Genomic DNA, 12,974 nt, shown 5'->3' with positions numbered 1-12,974 from the left:
ATGCCAGATTGGATTTTCGTAATACTTAGATCAATAACTCTCATTGTCATCTTATTTTTTATGGTGAAATGGCTCGGAACAAAACAGTTAGCCCAACTAAATATTTTCGAAACCATCACTGGTATTGTATTAGGCGGAATTGTTGCGATTCATACTGTCGACCTTAATAGCAACTTTTTCTATGCCCTTATCGCAATGTTCATTTGGTTCATCATTCCTTATAGTGTAGAATTTATCTCGCTAAAAAGTAAGACCTTTAGAGATTTTACACAAGGTAAAAGTACCGTGTTCATTCAAGATGGCAAAATAATGGAGGATAATTTAAAAAAACGTGGATATTCGACCGATGACCTGCTAGAAAAACTACGGGAAAAGGATATCTTCCTAGCATCTGATGTAGAATTCGCATTGTTAGAACCAACAGGGTCGATAAGTGTTCTTCCAAAAAGAGAAAAAATGCCGTTAACAGCAAAAGATTTAGGTATCAAACTATCACCTAAAAAAGAACCACAAACCATCATTATGGATGGTAAAGTACTTTTAGAGCCACTAGCAAATCTATCTCTTAATTTAAACTGGTTGGAAACAGAGCTTGCAAAATTAAACGTTAGTATAGAGAATGTCTTTCTAGGTCAAGCGGATAGTGATGCCCAGTTAACGGTAGACCTGTACGATGATAAAATTGCTGTTCCCGAGCCAACAGAAAAAGCCCTATTACTTGCAACAATGAAAAAATGCCAAGCAGACCTGGAATTATTTTCTTTAGCGACAGAAAACGAAGAATCTAAAAAGTTATATCAGCGGAATAGCAAAAAATTAAAAGCAGCAATCGATCTTATTTCTCCTTCATTACAATAAAAAAAAGCAGTCCAGATAAAAGTAAACTGGGCTGCTTTGCGTATAAAGTTAATTAATTTCTTGAGAAAAGAAAGCCGTATTTTAACGGCTAGTGCCACTTCTCTAATCCTGTAACAGTGCTTCCATTTTTATTGTTAACCTTCTATCTGTAGTGCAATCTTCCCAAATTGTTTTCCCTTTTTTAAATAGTCGAATGCTTGCTGTGCCTGTTCCAGTGTATATGTCCGGTCAATAACTGGGTGCAAATTGTACTTTTCAACATGGATCAGCAATGCACGCAGTTCATCTCTGCTCCCCATTGTTGTTCCGAATAATTGATATTGTCCATAAAAGAAGTGCCGTAAATCAAAATCAATTGTATCTTCCGTGGTCGCTCCAAAAGTAACCATCCGACCACCTTTCTTCAGTACTTTAAGGGATCGGTTGAAAGTCGCACGACCAACGCTTTCAATTACTAAATCTATTGTTTCATCAGCCAATTCTTTCTCCCAATCGCTATTCGTATCGAGAGCAATGTCAGCACCTAATTCTTTTGCTAATTTTTGTTTTTCTTCACTTCGAGAGGTAACAATTATCCTTGCACCTATATTCTTAGCGAATGCAATAAGGTAGGTAGCAACACCACTCCCAGCTCCCGGAATAAATATGGTATCTCCTGCTTTTATCTCGCCCTTTGTAAATAATGCGCGGAATCCTGTTAACGCTGATAAAGCAAGGACCCCAGCTTCCTCCCACGAAAGATTTGCAGGCTTCTTTTCAAGCTGTTCTTCTGATATAACTATCTTCTCTGCGAATGTCCCATTGTCAGGCATTCCGAGTAAATCGAATTCCTTTGGTGGTGCATCACTATTATCAAACCAACGTAATGAAGGATTAATAATCACTTCATCCCCCACTTTAAAACGTGTTACATCTTCACCGATCGATTCCACTATACCCGCCCCATCAGAACCGAGTATTAATGCTTCTTTTTCATTTCCCCTTCGATTCGGTATGTATAAGTCACGTCGATTCAATCCTGCAATTCGCAAAGCAACAACTATTTCTCCCTTACCCGCTCTAGGCTCATCCATCTCTTTGATCTTTAATTCTCCATATTCCAGTACAAATGCTTTCACCATACCACCCTTTCCATTCAGCGTACATCTAAGCAATTAGAAAACAAAGGTTTAACCAAAGCCTTTAGTGACAGCCTTAGGGGAAGTTCGTTTAAGAACAGAACGTGCTGGGACTGCGATTACTCGCCCCACCGAAGCCCTTTGGGACTCCGATTACTCGTCCCATCGAAAACATTTGTCTCAAACACCGAACTGCCCTACTCCTGTAAGGCTTCTTATGTAGTAAGAAAGGATTTACACTTTCTTAACTACCAAGCTAACATTTCAGTGAGCAAACAAATACTCACTGTCACTGAAATGTGCTTTTTGAATTCCTATTATTCAAATTATAACAAAAAATTTGTAAATAAACTAGAATTCTGTTTTATAATAAGAATATAGCGACTAATGTTGAAACCAATAATCCAATAATAACCGGCCAAAAGTTTTTCCGAACGAGGTCCATAACCGAAACACCACAAAATCCTGCAATTGCAATCAATGAAGACCAGGCAACAATTGTTCCTCCACCTGTCCATACTGCACCCATTTGGCCAATCGCAGCAAGAGTTTCTGTATCGATTGAGCTATTCGAAAGTGATGCTGCAAGTGCCCCCGTTAACGGTAATCCAGAGAATCCAGAGCCATCTAATCCAGTGATGATACCAATAATCAGAATACTAAACCCTGCTAAAAGAGCACTCTGTGGAAGGTATGATTGGGTTGATTGCACAAGATCAAATAATAAGGCTGGGCCCTCTTCTACACCTAATATTCTTCCTGAAAAATCTGGACTTCCAAGAAAGAAGAAGCCAGCGATTGGGATAACAGGTCCCATTGCTTTAAAAGCAAATACGAATCCCTCTGTAATATGGTTGCTAATATAATCCAAAGCATAATGTTTTCCAAATGCAAGAGTTGAAAGTAATAATAAGATAACTGCTACACCTCCAACCAATGCAGCACCATCACCACCAACTAAATCACTGTTGCCAGAAAACAATTTACTATACATCATATAAATGACAACGATTAAGAGTGATAATGGGACTAATACCGCAAAAAATTTACTCCAGATCGTTAAATGTATTGTCTTTGCTTTATTTGTAGATTCATCTGCTGTTTGTAATGTTTTTAGCTCCATCTCATTTCGTTTATCTTCTTTTGGACGGATTGTTTTTCGATAAAATAGATATGCCAATGTAATGGCAATTCCACCCGAAATAAGGGAAAGGATCATTGCTTTATCTGCAACGAGCGATGTTTCTATTCCTGCAGCTGCAGCTGATAAGCTGGGTGCAACCTGTACGATATAATCAGAAGAAAGTGCCATTCCTTGCCCTGCGATGGCGATTGCAACTGCTGCTGTCATCGCAGGTAATCCTGCTCGAACTGCCGCTGGGACAAGCAACGCACAAATTAATGGTACTGCAGGAGTTGGCCAGAAAAATAGGGAGATAACATAGGTTATCCCGACTAACACGAAATAAGAAATATGCCCATTGACCATCAGTTTCTGGATTGGTTGAATCATCCTTTTATCCGCTCCTAAATCACGTAACGAGTGTAATAGCGCGAGCATGAAGGTAATGATTAGGAAAATACTGAAGAGCTCTTGAGCAGCTACTAAGTTTGCATGAAATATTGCCGTGAATCCATCGATGATGTTCCCATGATAAACCCAGGCGATAACAAATGTACCAAGTAAGGTAGGTAATACTACTCCTTTGCGAAAAATCATCGTAATAATGATAATTATTGTAAATAAACCGTATAACCCATGGGAAATCGTTAAGTCCATAATGCTTTCCCTTCCCTCCATCATTTAGTCCTATAGCCTATGCTAAGGGGATGAAAGAAGGTACATTTAGTTGTAGAAAATGTTTTCCTAATCCTGCAACATATCTTTCTGTTTATTTCAGTTTTTCTTTGTAAATTCTTTACGCTTGGATTGTGTACAATTCTTAATGAAGTATTCGTTTTAGATTTAAAATATAGGGAATATTAAAGAATACCTAGTACATATATTGTTAAGAAATATTTACATATATTTAATTTAAATATTTTTAATTAAATATAGTTGACAACTTCTATTTATTATTTTATACTTAGTGACATAAAGTAACTAACAGATTAAAATATTTGGAGGGATATTATTATGACAAAAGCAACATGGACAGTAGATACGGTGCACAGTGAAATTGGATTTTCAGTTAAACATATGATGATTTCAAAAGCAAAAGGAGTATTTGAAAAATTCGATGCAGTAATTGAAGCAGATGTAGAGGATTTATCAGATGCAAAAATAGAAGTAAACATTGATCCCGCTAGTATTAATACTCGTAATGAAGACAGAGATAACCACTTACGTTCAGCAGATTTCTTCGATGTTGAAAATAATCCGAATTTAACATTCGTGGCTACTGATATTAAGAAAAAATCAGGTTCAGATTATGATGTTACTGGCGACTTAACAATTCGTGGTGTAACGAAGCCTGCAACATTTGACGTAACTTTCGAAGGGCAAAGTAAAGATCCTATGGGTGGAGATACAGTTGCTGGATTCAGCGGAAAAACGAATATTAGCCGTAAAGAGTTTGGTCTAGTATGGAACGCTGCTGTTGAAACAGGCGGCGTACTAGTTGGCGACGAAGTTACAATCCACATTGAATTAGAATTACACAAACAAAATTAATATCGGAAGATTGAACTGCGCGCAGTTGTGTTACTGCGCGCTAGTTGTTTTATGAACTTCCAGTAAAATACTCTGCGGTATCAGATGAATAAACGGATACCCTCATCGTGCCATTAGCGGAAAATGAACGTATTAAAATTGGCTCATTATACATATTTTTAAAAACGAAATCAGGCCCCCACCAGCTAACTGTCGCATCACGTCCTGTAGGTACATATGGCACTTTCCTACTGTGAGCATATCGCTCAACAATTTGTATTCCTTTGAGGTCTACCGCATTAAAAAGTGTGGATGATACTTGGCATATCCCACCACCAATATCTTCAGCTAATTCGCCTCGAACGATTACTGGAGCACGTTTATATCCCCTTTCTTTTGTCCGCTCTCCAACTATCTCATTAAAAGAAAAGATCTCTCCAGGAAAGAGCACATAATTATTGATTGCTTCCGATGCAAGCTTAATATTATGCGTTCGTTCCAGATTACTCTTCCTAAAAAAAGTTGTATATGTTCCAAGCTGTTTGGTGCTTATTTCTCCCAATAGACCTCTATCCACTTTAGGATATAATGGTTTTTTAGGAACTTCAAAATTACTATTTGTATTGCTATAAAAATGTTCACGAAATAAGCTTTGAAATTGCTTACGATCTAATGTTTCACCTAGTTTTTCAGGAATTATATGTCCATTAGCAGAAATATGAGCATTTATCGGAGCTTTGTATATTGCTTTCTCTAATCGATCCATCAATGAGTGTATTTTATCCTCATCCAAAAATAACGGGTCAAGATATGGAAGGGAATATTGATCTACTTCAATATTTTGCAATATTATGTCGTTATTGCTGACACCCATCGTATTCTCTGCTATTTGAGGGGGAAACATAAATAAGAGAAAAGAAAGGCTGGAAATTATCATGAATATCACCTCTATTTCTAGTATGAGTAGAAGTAGTGAAATCATGTAAGAAGAAAAATAAGCTGTAACTAGAGCCCTGCTTAATAAATAAGTGAACTAGGCTAATGATGATTTCCGCTCCGGACAATCCGTACATTATTCTCAGGACGTAAAAAAGAACCACCTAGCTAAAACACTAGGTGGTTCAACTCTTCTAATTTTTAACGAAAATCTCTTGAGTCTTCTAAGCAATCACTTGCAATTCTGTAGCCAATTACTGATGCAATTACGAGTAACGCGCCGTATAAACATTTTCTCATTTAAAATGTACCTCCTCAATTTTTGTGCCAAATTATTAGAGCAATTTTTAATTTTAATAGCCGATTAGAAAGGACGGAATTTACCTTTTTTAAGTACTAATTTTGGTCCACCTACAATAAATAATGAACGGTCATCAACTACTTTTTTCATTGCTGCAGCTGCTTTACCTTGTAATTTAGTACCAGAGAAGATACTACCGATTCCATCAGAAAGCCCTAATGATGCAACGGTACCTTTATCATCTAAAACAAATTCTTTTAATGGTTGATTTGTAAGTAATGCTTTGATGTTGTATGCTGCAACATCAGCTTCTTGCATTGCTAATTGACCGGTTGGTGCATATGGACGACCAGCTTGCTTGTCCATAACCCATGAACAGTCACCAAGAATGAAGAGATTTTCTTCACCTGGCACACGAAGGTCTGAATCAACATTAACTTTACCTTTTACTAACTCGAAGCCTGATTTTCCAAGTACAGGGTTACCTGTAACTCCACCAGTCCAGACAACCGTTCCACCTTTAATTAATTCCGCATCGTCACCAACAATAAATCCTTCTTTAGTACATTCTTTAATTGCTGTACCCATTCTAAACTCTACACCCCGTGATTCAAGTGATTGAAGAGCATAAGATACTAAATCACGATCGAACATTGGTAATACAGATGGTGCTGCTTCCACATTAATGATACGAACTTTGTTTCTTGGAATATCATATTTTTTGCAAAGCTTAGGAACGATATCAGCCAGTTCTCCAACGAATTCAATACCAGTAAATCCGCCGCCACCAACGATTATATTTAAGCTTTCTTCGTCAGTGTTTTCCCCTGCACTATATTGTGCAAATTGGTATTCGATATGTTCGCTTATTAGGCGAGCAGAATCAATATCTTGAATGAATAGAGCATTCTCATCCATTCCTTTAATTCCGAACGTATTCGTAACGAATCCAAGTGCTACAACTAAATAATCATACGTTACTTCACTATTTTCAAGTACAACACGTTGTTCATCTTTTTTAATTTCAACTACTGAATCATAAATTAAACGTACTCGATTTGGATTAATAACATCGCTAATCATGTAACGGGCTTGATTCGGGTTAATTGTTCCTGCCGCTACTTCATGTAACCATGTACTTTCATAGTGATAGTTATGTTTGTTTATAAGTACAATCTCTGCTTGTTCTGGTGATAATTGTTTTGTTAGTCGTTTTGTTGTCGTAATTCCTGCATAACCTGCACCAAGGACAACAATTTTTGGTTTACTCATTTAAACCATCCACCTTTCATTTTATATGTACTGCTTAATTTTGCCGATTGAATAAGCGTTTGCATGTAATAACCTTCACAAATTAATATAGTATATATCTTCAACTATATCAATAAGTAATGTTTTGTTTACCTATTAATAATATCAAATATTTTCCGTTTAGGCTAACTTTCTTTTCATTTTCCAAAAAAATTGTTGAAGCTTCGAATCAGTCAATTATTTTGTCAAAAAACAATATATGTTTAGCTTTACTTAGGACTATTAGATAAAAATTTCAATAGACTAACATCGCATATTGAAATTTTAAATTATTCTGCTTCTTTAAGACGTTTCATTTCCTCTGTCCAGGCCGTAACCTTATCACTAATGGCTTGTGCCAGGTCTTTTATCTCTTCTATCTTCTCAGAGCGAAAGTCATTCATTAAATTAATCATGATTTGATCTTGCTCATTTATTACATTTTGTAGTTCCTGTGCAACATCATTTTCTACTAGCTGCTCATCTTTAATAATTTGTAAAGCTTGCCGATAACGATTTTTTTCATTATTAATCATTTCTTTAATTGGATTTAGTTCTTCATCAAAACGTTCGTATTCGGCAAGTGTTTCCCAGCCGTCTGGTGCTTTTAGAAACGCCCAAGCTAAATCCATATCGGATGGCAACCATTGTTTCTCAATTGTTATTTTTAATTCATCTGCATTATTTGCTGCATAGTATTCACCATTTCCAGCGTCAGAAACCTGCTTCAATTGATTTTCTGCATTTTGGTCAACATTGAAACCGATTATATTTACTGTTCTTTCTTCATCATCTTTTACAAATTCTGCAGCCACTTGAACTGGATCACCATCACATGTTTCCACACCATCACTTACAATATAAACCGTAACGGCTTCCGCGAAATTCTTGCTCATTTCCTTTGCTTTCTCAATTGCACCAGCAAGTGGTGTATATCCTTTACTTTCGAACGTTGTCAATGACTCTTCAAATGCTGCTTCATCATATGTACCCATCGGATAAACCTCTTCTATACCAGTACATGAAAGCTCCTTATCTGCAGCAGATTCAGATCCCTTATGACCATAGACAACTAAAGATATATCACTGTCTTGACCAATCGTTTCACCAAACCTGAGCACTGCTTCCTTTGCAACATCCATTTTCACTTGATTGTCAACAGGAAGTAACATACTAGAACTTGCATCCAGCAAAATTATTGCCTTTCCACTCTCAGGCTCTTTCATTACTTCTTCTTCTGTTTTTCCAGGCTCGGGTAAATATGGTTCTGCAAAATCTGGCTCAAATGCTTCTGCTTGTTCAATCACTTCTTTATAATTAGGTGATCCTAGTAAATAAACTAGTCCTTTATAAATGGTAGCTGGTTCCTTGGTTTTCTTTGTTAAACGTTTCAATTCATCCTTCAATTCCTCAACTGTTGACTCATCTAATGTAGTTTCCGGTGATTCCGTTTGCTCTTCTTCAGGCTCGATATCTGCTGCAAGTATTCCACCTTGTTGTTCCTTCATTCCATCTCTTGATTCGATCAATTTGACCGATTCTAATTGTTCTACAATGCTTTCCTGTTGCTCCGTTTCTTCTAATTCAGCAGCAGCTTCTTTAACACTCTCCTCTTGCCCCTTGCTAGTATCCTCTGCATTGCTGCATGCAGAAAGAAAGAAAACAAGTACCGCTATGGTTCCTATGCCTCGTTTAAACATGATTTCTCCCCTATCTATGTATCGTTATCTCTATCTTTCGACAATACTCCCAAGAAGTCAATATTACAAAATAACTATTCTTACTATTTAGTTGGAGGATTTCTTTTGATAAACATGACTGAATCAAAGCATCTACATAACACCTAGATTGACTTACAATATAAAGCTAGAAATAACTGAGATGGCGATTGTTTTCGGTCGAAAGCTCCGGATATACAATACGCTGGAATTATGGTTTGCTATCGTTATCCGCCTCTTCAAAGATGAAGTTGGTAAAAATCTCATGTGAATGTCGGAAACGAAAAATAGCACCGACTGCAAGCGATTGTCCTTTAATGTATTAAACATCGTACAATACTCGCAGTTTATCTAAAGAGCAACAAACAATAAGAATTATCCTTATTAAAAAAGCTTGTTCCTTTTAAAAAGGATACAAGCTCTCTTTGCGTTTTGTTACTACTTAACTTTTTCCTTATCTGCATGTTTCTTTTGAGCAAAGAGTCTGCCTCTTTCAAGCCATTTTTCTTTTGCTTCCTTTTTTCGTTGCACTTCTGTTTCCTCTAATTCCTGAAACTTAGTCTCTGCAAAAATTCTCACTTGTTCCCAGCTTGGGAAAAAAACGACACTATAATCTTTAGTACCATTATTTTTTTCGTTTTGCCTTTTATCTATACATACACCAAAAATCCGGTCTGTTTTTTCAAGAATGAGATTTAGTACGGTTTTTTTATCCGCTTTATTTAAATCTAGTGCTTCTATTTTTCCTAAAAAGTTTGAATCAAGATCATCAAACGATTCTACGCGATCAACGCGTTTATTGCTATGATATACCTTATGATTATTTGCATATACCCACATTAACGTACCATATCCCAAATCTTCCGCTACACTTACTGTTACCTTTTTCACTCAATCACCCTTCACCTTTTTTGAGGATTTTTAAGTTATTTTCCCATCTAATAGATAATACCCCCATCTAGATAATATTACCCTCTCCCATTATTATACACCTTATTCATGAAAAAGGCTTGGAAACACTATTATAGGTAAGTTCAATGGTTCGGAATGGTCTTGTATCTAATCATTAAACTCCATTTTCCAGCTATAATATGCATTGTCAGGATTTTTCTCATAGCTTAAATATGCATTAAATTTCTTTCCCTTTTTACTCGTTAGCCCCTTAACATAAGCTTTCTTATTTGATAATAACTGCTTTACCATTGTTTTCGTAGGTTTTTTTCTCATCGTTGCTAAATACTTGTCATTCTTCCAAATGGTAAACTTACAACCTTTCTTCCAATTACTACAGCCGAATCCTTTATACCCTTCAATAATCTTTCCGCCACATTGTGGACATGTCCCGAGTACTTCCTTTGAGATTTTTTGTGATGCAACCTCATTAATTATCCTTTCATCCGCATCCTTGATTGTAGCCACCGATTTATTTGTGAAATTAAAGACGATATTCAAAAATTCCTGTTTACTTGCCTTTCCTTTTTGAATATCAGCTAAGCCTTTCTCAAGACGTCCAGTAAATTCCAAGTCAAACAGCTCTTGAACAGGAAAGGTCTCTACTAAATCTCTACCTAGCTCCGTACAAAGCAAATTTTTACTTTCCGTAGTAATATAGCCGACATCTTTTAATTTTTTAATCGTCTCCGCCCTAGTCGCTGGTGTTCCAATACTAAATCCTGTTAAAATGCTGCCTAACAGTTCTTCACTTTCATCTTCCTTGTAGCTTCGACCACAGGTTTCCATTACACGAAGCAGCGTTTTTTCTGTATGCCTTTTTGGTGGCTTCGTGACATGTGAAGTTACCTCTGAATCCACTAGACTTACCGAATCATTAACTTGTACAAAGGGTAAAATCGTATCCTTCGATTGGATTTTCTCTACCTTCTTCCAGCCTTCGATAAGCTGAACCTTTCCTTTTGAGGTAAAAAGACCCTTGACAATATCATCTGCTAATTTTGTCTTAAAACTTGTCTCTTCATACTCAGCAATTGGCATAAATTGCATAATAAATCGGTTTTTAATTGCTGTATACACAAGCTGCTCATCACTTGTTAGCCGCTTCGGTACTAAATAAGTAGGAATGATTGCACTATGGCTCTCCACTTTTGCGTTATTAAACACGCGTTTTGTTTTCATAAATTTAATCTCATCTTTATATGGTAAATCTTCTGCAAGTACCTTTAATACATTTGCAGTTTTTGCTACTATGCTCTCCTCTAATGCTGTACTTGAAGTCCTTGGATAGGTTATGAACTTCTTTTCATATAGTGATTGAGCTACTTTTAGAACTTTATCTGATGTAAAACCCTTAAATTTGCTCGTGACGTACCCCTGCAGGTTAGAAAGATTGAATAAAAAAGGTGGGAATTCTTTCTTCTTTTCTACCTGTTTATCGATGATTGTCGCTTGTTTCCCTTGAATCGATTGATGAAGTTGTTCTAATGTCTCTTTTGACTTGAATTTCTCCTCTTTATTTTCCACATATGTTCCCTGGTATTCTTTCTTTTCCTTCGTTTGAAACGTTGCGATTAATTTAAAATAATCCTCTGGTACAAAATTATCGATTTCCTTATCTCGATCATAAATAATCTTCAACGTCGGCATAAGCACGCGGCCAATATTCAGTGCCTTCCCTTTACCTTTTTGATACTTTAAAGTTGCAACAGATGTTAAATTAATCCCAATAACCCAATCAGCCCATTGTCTACTAATACCAGCATCACGTAATGGCCTCATCATTTGATTTGACTGCATATTCTCTAAACCTTTGATTACCTCTTTTGGTGTCCATTCATTCAATAGTAATCGATATACAGGTTTAGGTGGTGCTGCACCACGATAAATAATGCTATCACCGATGAGTTGTCCTTCTCTGTCGTAGTCACATGCTGATACGATAATCTCTACATCCGGCCTCTTGATTAAAGTTTGAACAATCTTTAGCTGCTTAGCTGCTCCACCATCTGTCTGTGAGCGATCTTTCGGATTGCTTTTCACTTTATATTTGAATGTTGATGGAATAAATGGGAAATTATCCATCTTCCAGCTTTTCATCTTACTGTCATAGTCCTTGGCATCGTATAATTCTACTAAATGACCGAAAGCCCATGTAATAAGATAATCATTACCTTCAAAATAACCATCTTTTTTGGTTTTGATTTTAAGTGCATCGGCAATATTTTTGGCGACGGATGGCTTTTCAGCTAGTATTAATTTCATAGATTTCACCTATTTAATAGTTTTTATATACTATAACATGTTTCAGTAAATTTAGGAACGAACGTTCTTTCAAATTAACCATCTTATCACCTCATCCACCTCATCGTAAAACCCAAAATTCAAATAACACATTAAGAATATTCTATTATAATGCTTTTTAAATTAACTTTAATCGCATCGATACATTAACCGAATTGCAGTCTCATTTTTCATTGGCTTTTCAACAGCAGGCATTTTTCAATTGGCAATTACTACGATTACAGAACTTTTCTGGATAAAGAAAGGAACTGTCACAGGAATCCTAGCAACAGCTGGTGGACTTGCAGCCGTTTTAATGCCCCTTCTAACTGGATTCATGTCGAAAACAGGAAATATTTCTTATATATTTATTTTCACTGCGTTTTTGTCAATTAACGGTGTTGTCTGTGCACTATACGTTTTTAAGCGTTATAGAACGTTGGTCGATGGTCAACGTCTTCTTAAAAATAAGGAAGCAATGATTAAAAAAGTGACTTAATCAAGAAATTCGGATGAATGGCTGAACCACTTTGAAAAGAAAGTTCTTTTAGTTCATTATGAATTGGACTATTTTTAAGCTAAGGTAAATATATTTAGGAGAGCCAGTATATCATTACTATAGACTATCGAATCTAACGCAAAGATTAATCTCATTACATTTCTCCTTGCATTTTCTACATTCTTAATGTAATGTAGATGATAATTAATAATACTGAAAATTTAATAAGTTAATTTCTTATCCAGAGAGACGGAGGGACTGGCCCAACGATGTCTCAGCAACCAACCTTTAATGGTTAAGGTGCTAATTCCAGTAGGTAGATTTTTCTGCCTAAAAGATAAGAGGGCGGTGAATAAAGAACATGGAC

10 protein-coding genes and 1 riboswitch are annotated in these 12,974 nt (G+C 36.2%); of the genes, 3 read left to right on the top strand and 7 right to left on the bottom strand.

The annotated features are described in order from the left end of the window. Positions 1-858: a DUF421 domain-containing protein gene (locus tag CUC15_RS08345; protein ID WP_114916215.1), complete on the top strand. Its 858-nt coding sequence runs from the start codon at positions 1-3 to the stop codon at positions 856-858. Between the two features lie 134 nt (positions 859-992). Here CUC15_RS08345 and CUC15_RS08340 read toward each other — a convergent pair whose 3' ends face one another. After that, positions 993-1,976 carry a zinc-binding dehydrogenase gene (locus tag CUC15_RS08340; protein ID WP_114918416.1) on the bottom strand — a complete coding sequence of 328 codons (984 nt, stop codon included), beginning with the start codon at positions 1,974-1,976 and terminating at the stop codon, positions 993-995. A gap of 364 nt (positions 1,977-2,340) precedes the next feature. After that, entirely contained in the window at positions 2,341-3,756 is a 1,416-nt protein-coding gene (locus CUC15_RS08335) for a hypothetical protein (RefSeq protein ID WP_114916214.1), read from the bottom strand. A 357-nt stretch (positions 3,757-4,113) separates the two neighbouring features. On the opposite strand from CUC15_RS08335, the gene CUC15_RS08330 reads away from it, so the two are divergent. Beyond that, positions 4,114-4,650, top strand: a complete 537-nt coding sequence (locus CUC15_RS08330) for a YceI family protein (protein WP_114916213.1) — start codon at positions 4,114-4,116, stop codon at positions 4,648-4,650. A gap of 49 nt (positions 4,651-4,699) precedes the next feature. Here the strand turns inward: CUC15_RS08330 and CUC15_RS08325 are convergent, their stop codons facing one another. The 5 genes from CUC15_RS08325 to CUC15_RS08305 form a co-directional block, all read right to left on the bottom strand. Then, entirely contained in the window at positions 4,700-5,566 is an 867-nt protein-coding gene (locus CUC15_RS08325) for a VanW family protein (RefSeq protein ID WP_114916212.1), read from the bottom strand. 363 nt (positions 5,567-5,929) lie between these two features. Continuing rightward, on the bottom strand, positions 5,930-7,138 hold the full coding sequence (locus CUC15_RS08320; RefSeq protein ID WP_114916211.1) for an NAD(P)/FAD-dependent oxidoreductase: 1,209 nt from the start codon (positions 7,136-7,138) through the stop codon (positions 5,930-5,932). A 308-nt stretch (positions 7,139-7,446) separates the two neighbouring features. Then, entirely contained in the window at positions 7,447-8,856 is a 1,410-nt protein-coding gene (locus CUC15_RS08315) for a vWA domain-containing protein (protein WP_114916210.1), read from the bottom strand. A gap of 456 nt (positions 8,857-9,312) precedes the next feature. Then, complete coding sequence (locus CUC15_RS08310) at positions 9,313-9,765, bottom strand: hypothetical protein (protein WP_114916209.1); 453 nt, start codon at positions 9,763-9,765, stop codon at positions 9,313-9,315. 168 nt (positions 9,766-9,933) lie between these two features. Beyond that, positions 9,934-12,090, bottom strand: coding sequence for a type IA DNA topoisomerase (locus tag CUC15_RS08305; RefSeq protein WP_114916208.1), 2,157 nt, complete (start codon positions 12,088-12,090; stop codon positions 9,934-9,936). Between the two features lie 184 nt (positions 12,091-12,274). Between CUC15_RS08305 and CUC15_RS08300 the strand changes: the two genes are divergently transcribed. Then, positions 12,275-12,607 carry an MFS transporter gene (locus tag CUC15_RS08300; RefSeq protein WP_114916207.1) on the top strand — a complete coding sequence of 111 codons (333 nt, stop codon included), beginning with the start codon at positions 12,275-12,277 and terminating at the stop codon, positions 12,605-12,607. A 234-nt stretch (positions 12,608-12,841) separates the two neighbouring features. Next, positions 12,842-12,951, top strand: a riboswitch (SAM riboswitch). The last annotated feature ends 23 nt before the right edge of the window (positions 12,952-12,974 follow it).

Origin of the sequence: Oceanobacillus zhaokaii (assembly GCF_003352005.1) — a bacterium.
GTDB classification, from domain to species: Bacteria; Bacillota; Bacilli; order Bacillales; family Amphibacillaceae; genus Oceanobacillus; species Oceanobacillus zhaokaii.
The sequence above is the reverse complement of the archived record's forward strand: the minus strand, read 5'-3'. Positions and strand labels throughout refer to the sequence as shown.